Below are 15317 nucleotides of genomic sequence, written 5' to 3'. Positions count from 1 at the left end.
GGATCAACGGACGCGAAAATTCCTGGAAGGCGCAAATGACATCGACCAGCAGAGCTGGCCGATGTTTGGAACCGTCAGCCGCGATTAAGCGACTGGAACACGCCAGTCATCGGAACCCGAAGTACCGGATACTTCGTGGGTCCAGGTGATTTTGCGGTAGGTGAACTGCACTTCTTCCAGGTGCGTGAAGTGCGAGTTCGACGGATCCTGGCAGTTGTGCATTTTGTTGTTGATGGCGACGATGATCGCGTCTTCCAGTTTGGTGGTGTAGTAGTGCTCTTGGGTACCTTGAGCCGAAGTGCGGTACCACTGGATAACGATTTCGCTCATGCGCTCGCCGGAAGTCAGGGCGGCTTGCAGCAGTGGCGAAGACTTGTCGTAGACCTTGGTGATCACGACTGGCTTGTGTACACGCTGACCGGTCGGTTGGCCGGACTGTGGGTCACGCGGGATGATCACGTCGTGGCTGAACGCCTGAACCATGACCTGGTCTTCGTGACCTTCCTGGTAGGTGTTGCCAACGGAGTCGGCGGTGAAGGCGCCGGCAGTGATCAGGCCTTGTTTTTCGCCGGTAACGGACATGTACGCTGGTGTAGCCATGGATGTGCTCCTTGCTAAAAGTTAGGGTGCCCGGGAGGCGGTATCGCCCGGTGGGTGCCTGACTGTTATCAAGGAGCGTGCCATAAATGTTTTTTGTCATATAAATCAGGTGGTTGAGGATATTTTTTAAACGTGGAGAGGTTGTTCGGCAGCGATCACCTGAAAAAGTGCGCAACTTCTTGCGCAGTGGTGCGCAAGAAGTTGCGCACTCGGCTGGAGGGCTTGATCCACCTGGCGTTCAGCGATGTTGAGGTGTATTTGGGACGAATAACTGCGCAAGAAGTTGCGCATCAAGGCTACGAGCGATCATCCCGATAGACCCAGCCGTCTGTCCGGGCAATTCCAGTGGCGATGGAATTTTTTTCCGGACCTGTCGCTCTGCTGATGTAGAGACGTGCCGATTCAACGTCCGCCAGCGAGCACCCGGTAAGCCATGAACAAGACCCTGGACGATTACAACCGCATGCGTGACTTTGTGGCGACTCCGGAACCGGCCGCCGCCAAGCGTTCGGGCAAAAAAGCGGTGAAGGATCATGCGCTGCAATTCTGCATTCAGAAACATGATGCCTCGCACCTGCACTATGACTTTCGCCTGGAGCTCGATGGCGCGCTGAAAAGTTGGGCCGTGCCGAAAGGCCCGTCGCTGGACCCCAAGGTCAAGCGCCTGGCAATCCACGTCGAAGACCATCCGCTCGATTACGCCACGTTCGAAGGCACCATTCCCGAAGGGCATTACGGCGCCGGCGAGGTGATCGTTTGGGACCGTGGGGTATGGATTCCCCAGGACGACCCGGCCAAGGCGTACGCCAAGGGCCGGCTGAAATTCGAGTTGCAAGGGGAGAAGCTCGGCGGCCTGTGGAACCTCGTGCGCACGCACATGCCGGGCAAGCAGGAGCAATGGTTTCTGATCAAGCATCAGGACGGCGCGGCCAGGCCCGAAAGCGATTACGACGTGGTCGCCGCCGAGCCCGACAGCGTACTCAGCGATCGCACCATTGTCGCCAAGTCGAAACCCAGTCCCGTAAAAAAGCCAGCGGCGAGGGCGCGCAGAGAGCGCTCATCACAGCTGACAGGCGCTCGTAAAGCCAGACTGCCGGAGCTGCTCAAACCCGAATTGGCGACACTGGTGGAGTCCGCGCCGGACGGCGAATGGAGCTATGAGATCAAGTTCGACGGCTACCGGGTCATGGCGCGCATCGACCACGATGAGGTCAAACTCTTCACCCGCAACGGTCACGACTGGACTCACAAATTGCCGGAGCAGGCTGCAGCGCTGGCGGCGTTAGGCTTGGAATCGGCCTGGCTCGACGGCGAAATGGTGGTGGCGGACGAGCAGGGTGTTCCGGATTTTCAGGCGCTGCAAAACGCCTTCGATGCCGGTCGTAGTGCCAGCATCGTTTACTACCTGTTCGATTTGCCTTACCTCAACGGCGTGGACCTGCGCGAAGTTCCTGTCGAAGCGCGCAGGGCGGCGCTGGCGACTGTGCTCAAGCCCAATGAAAACCCTCTGTTGCGGTTCTCCGACACGTTCAACGAGTCCCCGGAGGCGTTACTCGACAGCGTCTGCAAAATGCACATGGAAGGGTTGATTGGCAAACGCCTGGGCTCGCCTTACGTGTCCCGGCGCAGCAGTGACTGGATCAAACTAAAGTGCAAGCATCGGCAGGAATTCATCGTGGTCGGCTTCACCGATCCCAAAGGCTCGCGCAGTGCCTTTGGCGCGTTGCTGCTGGGGCTGCACGACCGTGACAGCGGGGAATTGCGCTATGCGGGCAAGGTCGGCACCGGATTCAGCGAGGCGAGCCTCAAGCGTCTTTACGAACAACTGAAACCGCTGCAGGCGAAAAAGCCTCCGGTGGTGAACCCGCCCACCGGTGTTGAAGCCAAGGGTGTGCATTGGCTCAAACCCGTTCTGCTGGCGGAAGTGGCCTTCGCCGAGATGACCAAGGACGGCTCGGTGCGCCAGGCCGTGTTCCATGGGCTGCGCGAGGACAAACCTGCCACCGACATCACCGAGGAGCGTCCGACAACCGTGAAAACCTCAACCACTAAAACTAAAACCTCCCAAGCGACACCGTCACAAGTCGGCCTGGAGCAGGGCAAGGTGCGCATCACGCATCCGGATCGGGTGATCGATGCCAGCAGCGGCACCACCAAGATGCAATTGGCGGAGTATTACGCCAGCGTCGCCGAGTGGATTCTGCCGCAACTCAAGGACCGGCCGGTGGCGCTGGTGCGCGCACCGGACGGTATCACCGGCGAACTGTTCTTTCAGAAGAACGCCGAGAATCTGGCCATACCCGGCATTATCACTCTGGACAAGGCACTGACCGGCCAACCGATGATGGTTATCAACAATGCCGAAGCCCTGATTGGCGCAGTGCAGATGAGCACCGTGGAGCTGCACACCTGGAACGCCACGTCGGTCGATCTGGACAAGCCCGACCGCTTCGTCCTCGACCTCGACCCGGATCCGGCGTTGCCCTGGAGGAGCATGGTCGAAGCGACCCGGCTGATCCTCACAGTGCTGGATGAGCTGGGGCTCAAGGCGTTTCTCAAGACCAGCGGCGGCAAGGGGATTCACCTGGTCGTACCGCTGACCCGCAAACACGGTTGGGACGAGGTCAAGGACTTCAGCCATGCGATTGTCAGTCACATGGCCAAGCTGCTGCCGGAACGATTTTCCGCGGTGTCGGGGCCGAAAAACCGGGTTGGGCGCATCTTCATCGATTACCTGCGCAACGGCCTCGGCGCCACCACGATCTGCGCTTATGCCGTGCGCAGCCGCGAAGGGTTGCCAGTGTCGGTACCGATCTTTCGCGAAGAAGTGGCTGAGCTCAAGGGCGCCAATCAATGGAACCTGCACACCGTGCATGAGCGCCTGGCCGAGGTGGGCGATGAACCCTGGGCCGAGCTGAAGAAAACCCGGCAGACGATTACCGCCGAGATGCGGCGACGGATCGGGATGAAAAAGTAATGAAGTAGAGGAGGGTGAGGCTTGCCCCCTGTTGGAGCGAGCAGGCTCGCTCCAACAGGGGGCAAGCTCTTACATAACTATTGCTTGCCCACTGCGGCAGCGAGCAGCGGCGCCACCTGTTCATCGGTCAATGCGGCGTGGACTTCCATGTTCATGAGGTCGCTCCATTCCAGCACCCACTTCTGAATCGCCACTGGATCACTGGCCTCGGCAATGCCCACGCCGCTGGAGCCGCCGACGGCATGCCAGCGCCCCAGCATTTTGACGCCTGCGGGTGGGGCGCCACCGGTCTTGAGAAAACGTTCGATCGCGCTGTTACGTTGCTGCGGACTGATGGACCAACGGACCATGAATAACATCTGCCACCTCCTGCTACGGACTGGCACCTTTGATCTTCGCGTTCCTGGCTGGCGCCGGGGCCACGGTCACGCCTGAGTTTCCAGCTCCGTCCTGGCTGGCCTGAAACCTGTTCTCCCATGAGAAGGCATAGCAGCGGACCGTGTCGCGTGTACGACCGCTGATCCTGTTTCAGGGCATTCGAACGAACGTATCGGGATAACGGTGCAAGCCATCAGGCATCACGCAACAAGTCGTTGGCATTGAGCAGCTCGTAGGCAACTTCCGGGTGCTTCTCCAGCCCTCGGCGAATGGCCGCCGGGATCGACTGACGGGTTTTGCGGCACAGGCCCGGCAGTTCGCCCAAGGTGATATTGATACCGCGCATGGTGCGCACTTCATTGAAGCCCGGAGCGATCTCCACGCGCAGACCCAATTGCTCATACATTCGCCGTTGCAGACGCTCCAGGTCGCTCAGGCTCTGGAGGTTTTCCAGGCGTTCGATCAGGCGTTTCTCTTCCGACTGGGTCAGGCTCAGGATGCGCAGGTCCGTGCCGGGAGTTTCCAACAGCTGCTCACGTTCGCAGATGCAAGCACCGGGAGGGCAGGGTTGGCGGATCGGAAGAGAGGTCGTCATGGGGTTCAATCATAGAGCGCTATGATCGGGTTTGCCCATGGGGTTGTTGTGGCGTTGAGAGTGGTGTTTCCGTCGATGCAACACGCCGCCTGTTTACACAGTGCCTAGTGTGTTGCATCGACCGGTTGAATCTATTTTATCTGCACAATCACCGGACCTTCCGTCACGATCGGCGGTTTCACTTGAATATGCGAAGCATTTTTCTGAATCCAGTCGCGCGCCACTTTCAAGCTTGCATCGGTGCCGGTCTTGTCTTTGCAAACCGTCACTGCCGTGCCCCCATCACCCGTGTTGAGCAGTGTGTAGCTTTCGATGCCAGGCACTGTCCGTAGGGCCGCTTCGACATCGGCATTGCGCTTTTCCAGAAACTCGAAAAGCTCCTTTGCGCCAGCACCCAGGTAGGTTCTTATAACTGCATACATAGTCGTCTCCTTCGGGAGTACCGTCTTGATGCCAATCCAGATCCGCTGATGGCCGCCATCACTCCGGTATCAGTTCACCCCCGATTTATTCAGCTTAGCCAAACGTCGGTGACAAGCGAAATGTAACGACCATCGGCGACATTTGACCGGATGGGCGACCGTCGTTGGGCGGATTTACCTCTCTGTCGGTTCTTAGGGGCTTTACTTCTAGTCAGGCCCTGTATGTACAGAGAGGAGAGCACGATGAGCAACGAACAGGCGGCACCCGAAACACAAGGTGTGGCGGTGAAGTTACTGGCAACGGTTGATCTTGGCCCCGAGATCGAAGGCATGGCAGGGCGCCAGCTTAGAATGCGTATGGTGACCATCGAGCCTGGAGGCGTCTTTGGGCCGGTTCACAACCATAAAGACAGACCCGGCACCGTTTACATACTGCAAGGAACCATCACCGACCATCGAAATGGCGTCGCCACGGACTATGGGCCGGGCGTGGGTTGGCCCGAGGACAGGAACACCACGCACTGGCTTGAGAACCGGGGCACGATCGCTGCGGTGGAGATCTCGGTCGATATTGTCAGGCAGGAGTAAGTTCAGGTCCGACATCCAGCACGGTCGGAACTAGAGTCGATTCAATCCGCTAACGGGGCTCCATAATCCGTAGTACCGGGTGCCCGTCGATATCCTTGAGCGGAAAATACGAGCGGTGTGTCGCGGCATCCACGGCAACGACATGCGCACGCGGGCCTACGCTGCCATTGCCGATTTTCGTGACCACTGCCCCCTTGACGTGGAACATCGACACAATGCCAGCCTCTCCAGCGACATAAAGTGTGTTCAGCACTGGATCGAACGCAAGCACATCGGGGGCTCCCCCGGTATCGAACGCCTGGATAACCCGCATGGTGTGCATGTCCAGTACGAGGAGCTTGTCATTACCTTCGCACGCGATAAAGGCAAGCCGGTCACGCGGATTGATCAACAGGCCATGGTTGCCACGTGCCCCCGGCAGATCAATGCGCGCCACGATGTGGTCGGTCACGGGATCGATTTCGATAAGTTGCCGACGAGTCTGGATATTGACGAAGACGTGTCGTGATATGGGGTCATATTGTGTATTGCCGACTTCACCTCCCAGTGGAATTGTCGCAACACGAGTGTTCGTGTCCATGTCGATCACCGTTTCGGTCTCGCCGTTTTCGTTCGATACGTAAAGCTTGTGAAGGTCAGGCACATAAGCCATGCCGTCTGGATAGATGCCGCCCGGTATGCGACTGACAATTGCCAGGGTCGCTTCGTCTATCGCAACGATTTCGTTCGTACCCGTCGCCGAAGCGTAGACGCGTGACAACTCAGGAATAACGAGCACGCCGTGTACCGACGAGACGTTCGCAATGCGCCCGACAACGCGGGACTCGCGCATGTCAAAGGCGATAACTTCACCGTCACCAAGATGAGCGATGAACATCAGGTTGCGCTCTGGATCGTAGCTCTCGTAGTCGAGCCGAGTGGCGCCACCGGGCAATGGAATGTCGGCGACGTGCTTCAGTGGCAGGTCGTTAGCCGGCAACTCGTCGGCGGCCTGACAGTAGCGAAGGCTTGCGAAGTCCATGACGGCTAGCGCAGTCAGCAGGATCGCGAAGACTGGCAGAGTGAAACGTCGATTGTCTCGTATGTTCATGAGGTCTTCTTCTGCTCGGACAAGGCGGGTTCAACCGCCTCGCCCAAGTCTCAGCAATGCGCAGATCAGAATATGCAGTGTTTCACTGATCATGAGCCCAGTTCCGGGCTGGACCGCCGTGTAGACGCCTCTCACATCTGAGGAGGCCAATTATGCGACTCGCCCTGACATTCCTTGCACCAGGCATACAGGGCGTCATACAGGATCAAACCATGTGCCAGCATTTCGTGGTCATCGGCATAACTATGCGATAGTCCCAGCGAAATCGCATAGAGCCCAGCCGATTGCGGTGTCAGATCCAGGCGGGAGGTATCGGCCCCACGCACGATCCTGGCCAGATACTGTAAGGCTGGATCAGTGAGGCGGTACTTGTTCAGGAACGCATCAAAGCTGCACAGCTCTCCTTCGTGGGTAAGCTCAACACCCGGAATGTCATAAGGCGTTGCGTCTTTCTCTGCGGCCACCGGCAAAACCTCTCCGCTGGGCACGTACAAGAACTCGGCCTCAGGGTCGATAAAACGGGTGATCAGCCAGGGACAGGCAATGCGATCAATTTTGGGTCGTTCACGGGTAATCCACCTCATGGAACACCTCCTGCCTAACTCAGTAGGCTGGGTGATCTGGCAGGCCCGGTGCCCGCCAGAAAATAGTTGATCATTGCGCGCTCTAGCGCAGTAAGTGCACAGTCAAACCAACGAGTGCGCAGGCCATCAATACTTGAATCACGCCGCGCTTGAAGCGGAACAAGGCAATCGCCGCCGCAATCGCGATCAGCGCGGAAGGCCAGTCCAGGTTGCCGCTGAACCCTTTGGGCCAAAGAACGTGATAGCCGAAGAAACACGCCAGATTGAGAATCACCCCAACCACAGCGGCAGTGATCCCGGTAAGCGGTGCGGTGAACTTGAGTTCATTGTGAGTCGACTCCACCAGCGGGCCACCTGCGAGGATGAACAGGAACGAAGGCAGGAAGGTGAACCAGGTCACCAGCGTGGCCGCGACGGCTCCGGCCAGAAATACCTGATCGGCGCCGAACACCTGCGAGACATAGGCGCCGACAAAGCCGACGAAAGCCACCACCATGATCAGCGGCCCCGGTGTGGTTTCCCCCAGCGCCAATCCGTCGATCATTTGTGTCGGTGTCAGCCAGCCATAATGACCGACCGCGCCTTGGTAGACGTAGGGAAGCACCGCATAGGCGCCGCCAAAGGTCAGCAATGCGGCTTTGGTAAAGAACCAGCCCATCTGAGTCAAGGTGCCTTCCCAGCCAAAGAGTACGGTCAAGACCCCCATCGGCAACGCCCACAACGCTGCGCCGATGAGTGCCAGCAGCGCCAGTTTCAACCAGCTGAACCGGGCATGCTCAGGGGACGGGGTGTCGTCATCGATCAATGCTGGGCCGAAGGACTTTTTGGCGGCGCTATGGCCCCCGGTCCTGAATTTCTCGGGCGCCAGGCGGCCTCCTGCATAACCGATTAACGCGGCTCCCAGCACGATCAGCGGGAACGGCACATTGAATGCGAAGATCGCGGTAAATGACGCCGCCGCCATAGCCCACAGCCAGTTGTTTTTCAGCGCGCGCGAGCCGATTCGATGGGCCGCCTGCACGACGATGGCCGTCACGGCGGGCTTGATGCCATAGAAAAGCCCGGCCACCACCGGGACTTCGCCGAAGGCGATATACATCCAGGACAGCGCGATCAGGATGAACAGTGAGGGCAACACAAACAGCCCCCCGGCGATCACCCCACCCCAGGTTCGATGCATCAACCAACCGATATAGGTTGCTAGTTGCTGAGCCTCCGGCCCTGGCAACAGCATGCAATAGTTGAGGGCATGCAGAAACCGCCGCTCGGAAATCCAACGCCGCCGCTCTACCAACTCCTGGTGCATGATCGAGATCTGTCCTGCGGGCCCGCCAAAGCTAATGAATCCCAACTTCAGCCAGAACCAGAACGCCTCACGCAAACTGATCGGTTCAGGCCTCGACAGATCCTCTTCAACAACTGATGGGGAAGCCTTAATCATTGGGATGTTCCTCTTTCACGAACTCGGCGAGCAGGCCGTCAAAGATGGCGCTGGCAGCAGCCAACAAGTGGTCGTCATGGGCAATGGTTTCGCGTAGCCCTGCCAGCACCCGTTCGATGCCGGCAGCCTCCACCGGCTGAATGCCACCGATATCGAGGTAATGCACCAGTGCAGCGATGCGGCTTAGGCCCGGCTCTTGAAGTTCAAAGCTGGCTTGCAGGGTTTCAAAGGTCACGCGATTGCCGACATGACTGAAAGTTGCGTCATCGAAGTCGAAACCCAAGGCATCTGCCGGGCAGTCCTGTGGAGTGTTGAGCCAGAGGATCTGAGCCTGCGGATCAATGAAGCGCCGAATCAACCAGGCGCAAGCCAGGCGGTCGACCCATGGGCGTTTACGCGTTGCCCAGACACGACCTTGAAAGTCGCCAAGGCTCAGCGCCGTGATTGGCTGGTCGCGGCTATGCGGCTCATCCGCAGACAGCGCTCTGCTGACCGCTGTCTCCAATTCCTGCAAAGCCGAATCGATCTGCTGTTTCGGTTTACCTGAAAAGTAATCGATGCTGGTCAGCTGATCGTAGGCTTTACGCAGTTTGCGAATTTGCTTGGTGGTGACCAGCGCATTCTCGGCATTGAGCTGTGTCCGGCATGCTTCGATCTCGGCGCGTAGCTTGGTGTAATCATCGCTACGGTCGAACAGCTCAATAAAGCGTTCACCGTCAGGATCAACGACAGGCAGGACGTAGGCGGTGCCATTGATGGCCAGGATGTCGCGCTCGACAGACGTTAGCGCTTCTCGACAGGCAGCGGTATCCGGTAAAAGGTAGGCGCCATCGCGTAAGACCGCCGCTCCGGAGGCTTTTAGTGCGCGCCAGGCACGCATGCGTTCGGTGGCATTGGCGGTCGGCAGACCTAATATCAAAGCTAGCCAATTTTTCATGTAGCGTTTTCTACGATTTATGTAGGTCTTGCTACTTTATTCCTGATTCAGGCCATGGGGAAGCGCTCCTTCAGAAGTAGGGCGGCAAACGACCCTGAACGGTCATTCATTTTTGTTTTTCACCGTGCGAGCTAACAGGACCTGCCCATCCCAATACGCATCCGCCATTCCTTCGGTCCGGGAAACGAGCCGCCCATCGTCTAGAACGGCCGCTAGCATTCTGCGCGGTGTATTCGCATCGGGTTGTGTTGACGTTAACGTGACGAGGGCCAGGGGATGATAGAAACGCTCCTCGACAACCGAGCCAATCCACAGCGGCATAGTTCGCCCGTTTGTGAGCTCGATATCGACGATCCACAATCGAAGCACCAGGCGCGAACCGGCAGATCCATCATCGTTATACGTTCGAATGAGCGTCAGACTGGGAAGGCGACCACTGGCGAAAAGAGGGATGACCGGAAGATCGGCAGGGTCAGCCTGGACGGTAAACCAGTTCAGGGAATTCAACAGTGTCCATGCCGCTGAGGTGCGCCATCCGTTGCGCTGCAGGACATCTTGCAACTCCGGCAGACCACCGGCCCACTGAAACGTCAGTGGCTCATTCGTCTCGCCAGTGAGGTCGATACGCCGCACCGGCAGTTGCTGCCAATCCGACGTCCACCAATCGGTGGCAGCTAAGGTCAACGTTCCCACCTTGACGGCATAACGACTGCTGTCCGTCGTATGGTTACGATAGATATTGAAGCCGCCGGCGAGCAGAAGTGTCACACATCCGAGGGCGAGCAGCCCCGCTGAGCCAATGTGCTCGGCCTGCCGCCGCAGGTAGAAGAGGCTGAGTAGCGCCAGCCAAGCGGATCCGAATGCCAGCCCCCCGAGCACGTCGGAAAGCCAATGTGCCCCGAGGTAGAGGTGCGAGAATGCAATCAGAAATATCAGGGTGGCTGCGCCAGGAGCGACCACGAGGCGCCGTGCCGGGCGGGTATCACGCGCGATAAGGAAGGCGAGAAAACCGTATAGCACGACATTGATCGTGCTGTGGCCGCTGGGGAAGGAAAAGGCACTCCACCCGGAATAGAGAGGTTCCGCAGGGCGAGCTCGATACAGCGCTACCTTGATGACTATGGTGAGCCCCGAAGCGCCGGCAATCGCAATCAGCCAATAGGCAGCCGTACGCCAGGCGCGTTTCCACATGAGCCACAGCAAGACAACAATCGTGACCGCCAGCACGACCTTGGTGTCGCCGAGTTCTGTGATGGCGATCATCACCGCATCGCCCGGTGCAGTGCGAAGATCCTGGAGCGCGCGGTATATCGCGCTATCTGCAAGCAGCAACGGGTCACCGTTGATGATGTCCTCAAGGACACCGAAGAAAAGCCACGCGGCACCGACGAGCAGGACCGTCGACAGTGCGAGAGCCCGTGCTTCGGGCCGTGAAGGATCGAGGAAGTGAGTGAGACTGCGGCTCAGCCAGGTGTCGTGGGCGCCGGTCCAGCCCCGCAACCGCTGCACTGCGACGATGAAGTAGGGGATGCCGCGATGCAGCGCCCAGCGCACGATATGCAGGACCACCCAGCCCACCGCGACTAGAACGGTCAGCAAGATCGCGAGCGGCTTTGCAGCTGCACCGAGAATGCTGAACGTCGCGCCGACGAGCACGCCGGGCAGGATATGCGACGGAGCCCAGGCGAGCGCCGACACGACATTGACGGCATAGAACCGACTGACCGCCATTCCCAGCGTGCCGGCGAGGAGCGGAACGAAGGCGCGGACGCCCGGTGTGAAGCGCGCGAAAAAGATACTTTTATCGCGATGACGGTTGAAAAAGGCTTCGCTGCGCTGAATCAGCTCAGGATGCCGGTTCAGTGGCCAGAGGCCAAGAATCTCGCGGCGGTATCGGTGCCCGAGCCAGAACGAAAGACCATCCCCCGCAATGGCGCCTGACGTGGCGGCGATCAGCAACGGCCAGAGCAATAACACGCCGCTCGGCACCAGGGTGCTGAGCGCAAGAATCACGGCGGTGCCGGGAACGACGACACCGATGATCGGGATTGACTCGGAAAGTGCCAGGAGAAACACGGCCAGATACACGATATGCGGGTGCGCCGTGAGTAACTCGATGATCGATGAGACCAAGGACGTCATATTTCGCGGCTGCCTATGGAGGACCAATGGGGCGGCGATCGACACGGGTGTCTGCAATTCCCGTCTGCACAATCAGTTTGCACAACAGACTAAGCATAGCTACTCATTAACTATCGCTTCGTCCACCGGCTGTTTTTGGTCCAGCGTCGAGACTCTCGGGGTCTGTGATGGAGAGCAGCAGACGGCAGGATTGCCTGGCCCTTTGAACTCAAGGATGTCGAGGAGGTTCTGATTGGGCCACGCTGGCCCTTAGCGCTCTGGCTACCTTGGCTTGAATCTCGTAAGCAGGCGCCTCGACGGCTGTGTAATCACGGGTATAGCGAGTGGAAAACTCCCGAACTCCCCATTGCTGGTACTGCTGCACGTGCTTCAATTCATGGGCCCACAGCGCGACATTGTTAAGTGCATCATCGAGACTGCGAAAGACGATGATGTCTATCAGGGTGACCGCAGTGACATCGGGATTCTGCAACATGGTGTTTGCGGCGTTCAGCTCCTCATCATCGCCTACCTTGTAGCGAGCCGAATCAAGCACTTGAATGTCATAGTAGGGTTCGAGCTGGGCTCGGATATTCAGCGGGATTGTCTGAATATCGCCATTTGCCGCGGTGTTGCGCGATTGCACAATCCAACTCTGTAATCCAGTGGAAGCCATTTTGTTCATGCTTTCAAAGATCGGCCCCATTTCCTCTTTGGAGCCTGGAGCACAAAAACAAGTGACCACGCAGGCTTCGTACTGCCCTGCTGGGCAGGCGTAAACAGAAAACGAAGTGCCAACGGAAAAGAGCAGTGCCGATAGCCGGAAAGCTTGACGTAAAAAGACAGCTGACAATTGGTTCTCCCAGAGGTAGTGGCGGTCGGCAGGTGATGCTTCTGGTAGCTCGCACCCGGCATCCAACCACGCGTATGACCGCTGCGGCCACCATTTGTTGCCTTGGCCCGGGTTCATTCCTCTATTTGCGTATTCATGCGCCGTAACAGGCAGCGATGACAATGAGTGCGAGAAAACAGGCCAACTGAACGCAGAAGAAGGTAAACCGAACCGCTACGAACGTATCGGTTTGCACATGGGATACGTGAACCAGAGACTGGCACACGCGAGCAATCAGGACGCATATGGACAAGTAGTTCACTGCTGGGCTGTCGACACCAAGGGCCGAAATCACCAACACGATGGCGCCAAAGACAGGCAGGTTTTCCACGCAGTTGGCGTGTGCTCTTGTCCCGCGACGATACCAATCCTCGCCTTCGAGCTGATCGCTTCGGAAAGAGGCAATCGGAACATGCGAGAAGAGGATTCCGACCCAGCGATACACCCCGACGGTTGCCATCAAGAGCAGCAAAGTCCAGGTCGCAAATCCAAGCAACATCCACATCGGTATCGTCATGGCTGCCATCCTCAATCAATCATTTTCAGCAGGTCATGCCACAACCGCGCGGCCGACAAACGGTCGGTCGCGCGCTGTCGATCAATGGCTCATGATGGGGGCCAGTGCGGTCTGAACCCTGGACATCTGTGCTGGCGTTGTCATGCGCGTCAGCAGCCGGCCAAAGTGTGGATGCTGCACGCCCGAGATAATGTATTGCCAGCGATAGGCGCTCAGCACGCAGACATGGATCTGCGCTGTCTCATCGACACTGAACGATCGCGAGACACTTTGAATAAAGTAGTCGGCATCGGATGCCGATTGTGCCTGCAGGATTGCATCGACGGCCGCCACCAGCGCAATCAGATCGTTCACTGCCTGGTCACACTCGGCTGGCGACAGTTTCGCATGCTCCGCCTTCCACTCCAGTTCATCGAGTACGACGTGCCGGCTTTCATCCTTCCAGTGAAATTTGAAGACATCCTTGAATAGAGGGCACAACTCCTCGCGCGGTGCGATGCTCTGTGTGTAGTGCGCCTGAACAAACAGCTCGATATGACAGGTCAGCGCCAGCACCGACCAAGTGCTGGCTGCAAGTACCGCACGCGCTACATCGTTTGGATCGGCAACTTGACGATATCCCGCTGGCAATCGCGAACCAATCATCGTCTCCATGCGCCGGAATAATTCCTGGTGCTTGATCTCGTCGTTGGAAAAGCGCACCAGCGCTTCGAGTGCGAGCTGATCGTCAAATACATGGGCTCGACCTTGATCGAGCATTTTGGCACTGATAAACCGCTCGACCAGGCCAAAGATGTACGCATAGGTCCGGCCCTGAATCTGACTGAGCAGGCGCGCCTCGGCCTCGGTGAGAAAGGTCAGGCGGTCGATCTGCGAGAGTCCATCGGGCAAGAATTTGCGCGAGAAGTCGAAACTCCGGTCTTGTAGCAAATCGCGATCGATCTGCCATTCGGTTTTTTTCGATGATCTGACCATTTGAGCATAGCGGGCGGCGTTGCCTGACTCTGAGCCGGGTAGGGTAGCGATGGTGTTCATATAGATCTCCTGCTGCCTTGGTCGAGTTGGAATGGGGCAATTACGGTTGACGTCGGAGCCAATGACCATCGATCTCTGAGTCCGCGTTGGTGCTAATCTAGGCATCGCAGTTCAGGTGGTGAATGACCGATGCGCCTGAATACCTGCTCCGGAGTCCGGAAAAGAGGACGGGCAAGTGTTGGATGCGCTTTCTGATGTCTTGCGTGTGATCAGGCTGTCTGGAGGGGTCTTCCTCGAGGCGGAGCTCACTGCGCCCTGGTGCATCAACGGCAGAATCTCGGCGGATGATTGCAAACCGTTCCTGGCGGCCCCTCGACATATCATTGCGTCGCATTTTGTCGCCGCGGGGCACATGCAAATACGAATAGACGGTGGTGCCGCCCTCGACGTGGGGGCAGGTGAACTCGTTCTGCTTCCTCGCAATGACGCCCATTCCTTTGGCAGTGACCTGAGCATTGCGCCCATGCCGGCGAGGGACGTTATTCAGCCGCCGGAAGTCGGCGGCATTTCACGAATCAAGTATGGCGGGGGCGGCGAGGCCACGCAGTTATTGTGCGGATTCCTCGGCTCTGAAACACCCTTCAGTCCGTTGCTTTCGTCGCTGCCATCCTTATTGAAACTGGACCTGCGCGCGACGGCTTCGGGCACCTGGATCGAAAGCTCATTCCGTTTTGCTGTGAGTGAAATCGCGGCGGGACGCGTCGGCTCGACAACGGTTATCGCCAAGCTATCCGAATTGCTATTCGTCGAAGCCGTCAGCCAGTATGTCGCAAGTCTCCCCGCTGAGCGGCGCGGGTGGCTGGCGGGGTTGCGAGACCCGCATATCGGGCGCGCACTGGCGCTACTCCATGCTCGTCCAACCGAGGGCTGGACTGCAGAAGCCCTGGCGCTTGAAGTGGGCATGTCGCGCTCGGTATTCGCGGAGCGATTCACGGCATTGGTCGGACAGCCACCGATGCAATACCTGACGCTCTGGCGTATGCACGTGGCGGCTCAACACCTGCGCGAAGGTCGCGGCAATGTGGCGCAAATTGGCTTTGCAGTTGGCTATGAGTCCGAAGCCGCGTTCAGTCGCGCATTCAAACGCCAGTTCGGCACGTCACCCGGCACTTGGCGCAGACAATCAGCATGAGAAGATCC

General features: G+C 58.2%; 15 protein-coding genes. 3 read left to right on the top strand and 12 right to left on the bottom strand.

The window, feature by feature from the left end; translation table 11 throughout:
- Positions 1-84: 84 nt before the first annotated feature.
- Complete coding sequence (locus LOY28_RS18605; protein ID WP_007900657.1) at positions 85-600, bottom strand: Hcp family type VI secretion system effector; 516 nt, start codon at positions 598-600, stop codon at positions 85-87.
- Between the two features lie 433 nt (positions 601-1033).
- Between LOY28_RS18605 and ligD the strand changes: the two genes are divergently transcribed.
- A complete protein-coding gene (gene ligD, locus LOY28_RS18600) occupies positions 1034-3577 on the top strand; it encodes a DNA ligase D (protein ID WP_258612343.1) in 2544 nt (847 codons plus the stop codon).
- Between the two features lie 77 nt (positions 3578-3654).
- Here the strand turns inward: ligD and LOY28_RS18595 are convergent, their stop codons facing one another.
- From LOY28_RS18595 to LOY28_RS18585, 3 genes are all read right to left on the bottom strand, one after another.
- Entirely contained in the window at positions 3655-3936 is a 282-nt protein-coding gene (locus LOY28_RS18595; protein ID WP_018925598.1) for a DUF3303 domain-containing protein, read from the bottom strand.
- 212 nt (positions 3937-4148) lie between these two features.
- Positions 4149-4550, bottom strand: a complete 402-nt coding sequence (locus tag LOY28_RS18590; RefSeq protein WP_007937009.1) for a hypothetical protein — start codon at positions 4548-4550, stop codon at positions 4149-4151.
- 131 nt (positions 4551-4681) lie between these two features.
- Positions 4682-4972, bottom strand: a complete 291-nt coding sequence (locus LOY28_RS18585; RefSeq protein WP_018925600.1) for a hypothetical protein — start codon at positions 4970-4972, stop codon at positions 4682-4684.
- Positions 4973-5215: 243 nt separating this feature from the next.
- Between LOY28_RS18585 and LOY28_RS18580 the strand changes: the two genes are divergently transcribed.
- A complete protein-coding gene (locus tag LOY28_RS18580) occupies positions 5216-5560 on the top strand; it encodes a cupin domain-containing protein (protein ID WP_018925601.1) in 345 nt (114 codons plus the stop codon).
- A gap of 49 nt (positions 5561-5609) precedes the next feature.
- On the opposite strand, the gene LOY28_RS18575 is transcribed toward LOY28_RS18580, so the two are convergent.
- From LOY28_RS18575 to LOY28_RS18540, 8 genes are all read right to left on the bottom strand, one after another.
- Positions 5610-6650: a YncE family protein gene (locus tag LOY28_RS18575; RefSeq protein WP_258612342.1), complete on the bottom strand. Its 1041-nt coding sequence runs from the start codon at positions 6648-6650 to the stop codon at positions 5610-5612.
- A gap of 131 nt (positions 6651-6781) precedes the next feature.
- On the bottom strand, positions 6782-7234 hold the full coding sequence (locus tag LOY28_RS18570) for a chromate resistance protein ChrB domain-containing protein (protein WP_258612341.1): 453 nt from the start codon (positions 7232-7234) through the stop codon (positions 6782-6784).
- Between the two features lie 82 nt (positions 7235-7316).
- A complete protein-coding gene (chrA, locus tag LOY28_RS18565; protein ID WP_258612340.1) occupies positions 7317-8675 on the bottom strand; it encodes a chromate efflux transporter in 1359 nt (452 codons plus the stop codon).
- A complete protein-coding gene (locus LOY28_RS18560) occupies positions 8668-9612 on the bottom strand; it encodes a chromate resistance protein (RefSeq protein ID WP_258612339.1) in 945 nt (314 codons plus the stop codon). The genes chrA and LOY28_RS18560 overlap by 8 nt, the downstream gene beginning before the upstream one ends.
- A gap of 102 nt (positions 9613-9714) precedes the next feature.
- The gene (locus tag LOY28_RS18555; protein WP_258612338.1) at positions 9715-11754 is read right to left on the bottom strand and encodes a bifunctional DedA family/phosphatase PAP2 family protein; all 2040 of its coding nucleotides are present in this window, start codon (positions 11752-11754) and stop codon (positions 9715-9717) included.
- A gap of 208 nt (positions 11755-11962) precedes the next feature.
- Complete coding sequence (locus tag LOY28_RS18550) at positions 11963-12586, bottom strand: DUF4157 domain-containing protein (protein WP_258614482.1); 624 nt, start codon at positions 12584-12586, stop codon at positions 11963-11965.
- A gap of 133 nt (positions 12587-12719) precedes the next feature.
- Positions 12720-13142, bottom strand: a complete 423-nt coding sequence (locus LOY28_RS18545) for an MAPEG family protein (protein ID WP_258612337.1) — start codon at positions 13140-13142, stop codon at positions 12720-12722.
- An 81-nt stretch (positions 13143-13223) separates the two neighbouring features.
- Positions 13224-14177 carry a diiron oxygenase gene (locus LOY28_RS18540; RefSeq protein ID WP_086944952.1) on the bottom strand — a complete coding sequence of 318 codons (954 nt, stop codon included), beginning with the start codon at positions 14175-14177 and terminating at the stop codon, positions 13224-13226.
- Positions 14178-14352: 175 nt separating this feature from the next.
- Between LOY28_RS18540 and LOY28_RS18535 the strand changes: the two genes are divergently transcribed.
- The gene (locus tag LOY28_RS18535) at positions 14353-15309 is read left to right on the top strand and encodes an AraC family transcriptional regulator (protein WP_086944951.1); all 957 of its coding nucleotides are present in this window, start codon (positions 14353-14355) and stop codon (positions 15307-15309) included.
- Positions 15310-15317 lie beyond the last annotated feature (8 nt).

This window comes from Pseudomonas sp. B21-017 (genome assembly GCF_024749245.1).
In the GTDB taxonomy this organism is placed as follows: Bacteria; Pseudomonadota; Gammaproteobacteria; order Pseudomonadales; family Pseudomonadaceae; genus Aquipseudomonas.
Note: the sequence above shows the minus strand (reverse complement) of the source record. Positions and strands in the feature narration are given on the sequence as shown.

Bases quoted from the DNA above. Each gene is read 5' to 3' on its own strand.
- LOY28_RS18605 (WP_007900657.1), bottom strand. From the start codon at position 600: ATGGCTACACCAGCGTACATGTCCGTTACCGGCGAAAAACAAGGCCTG.
- ligD (WP_258612343.1), top strand. From the start codon at position 1,034: ATGAACAAGACCCTGGACGATTACAACCGCATGCGTGACTTTGTGGCG.
- LOY28_RS18595 (WP_018925598.1), bottom strand. From the start codon at position 3,936: ATGTTATTCATGGTCCGTTGGTCCATCAGTCCGCAGCAACGTAACAGC.
- LOY28_RS18590 (WP_007937009.1), bottom strand. From the start codon at position 4,550: ATGACGACCTCTCTTCCGATCCGCCAACCCTGCCCTCCCGGTGCTTGC.
- LOY28_RS18585 (WP_018925600.1), bottom strand. From the start codon at position 4,972: ATGTATGCAGTTATAAGAACCTACCTGGGTGCTGGCGCAAAGGAGCTT.
- LOY28_RS18580 (WP_018925601.1), top strand. From the start codon at position 5,216: ATGAGCAACGAACAGGCGGCACCCGAAACACAAGGTGTGGCGGTGAAG.
- LOY28_RS18575 (WP_258612342.1), bottom strand. From the start codon at position 6,650: ATGAACATACGAGACAATCGACGTTTCACTCTGCCAGTCTTCGCGATC.
- LOY28_RS18570 (WP_258612341.1), bottom strand. From the start codon at position 7,234: ATGAGGTGGATTACCCGTGAACGACCCAAAATTGATCGCATTGCCTGT.
- chrA (WP_258612340.1), bottom strand. From the start codon at position 8,675: ATGATTAAGGCTTCCCCATCAGTTGTTGAAGAGGATCTGTCGAGGCCT.
- LOY28_RS18560 (WP_258612339.1), bottom strand. From the start codon at position 9,612: ATGAAAAATTGGCTAGCTTTGATATTAGGTCTGCCGACCGCCAATGCC.
- LOY28_RS18555 (WP_258612338.1), bottom strand. From the start codon at position 11,754: ATGACGTCCTTGGTCTCATCGATCATCGAGTTACTCACGGCGCACCCG.
- LOY28_RS18545 (WP_258612337.1), bottom strand. From the start codon at position 13,142: ATGACGATACCGATGTGGATGTTGCTTGGATTTGCGACCTGGACTTTG.
- LOY28_RS18540 (WP_086944952.1), bottom strand. From the start codon at position 14,177: ATGAACACCATCGCTACCCTACCCGGCTCAGAGTCAGGCAACGCCGCC.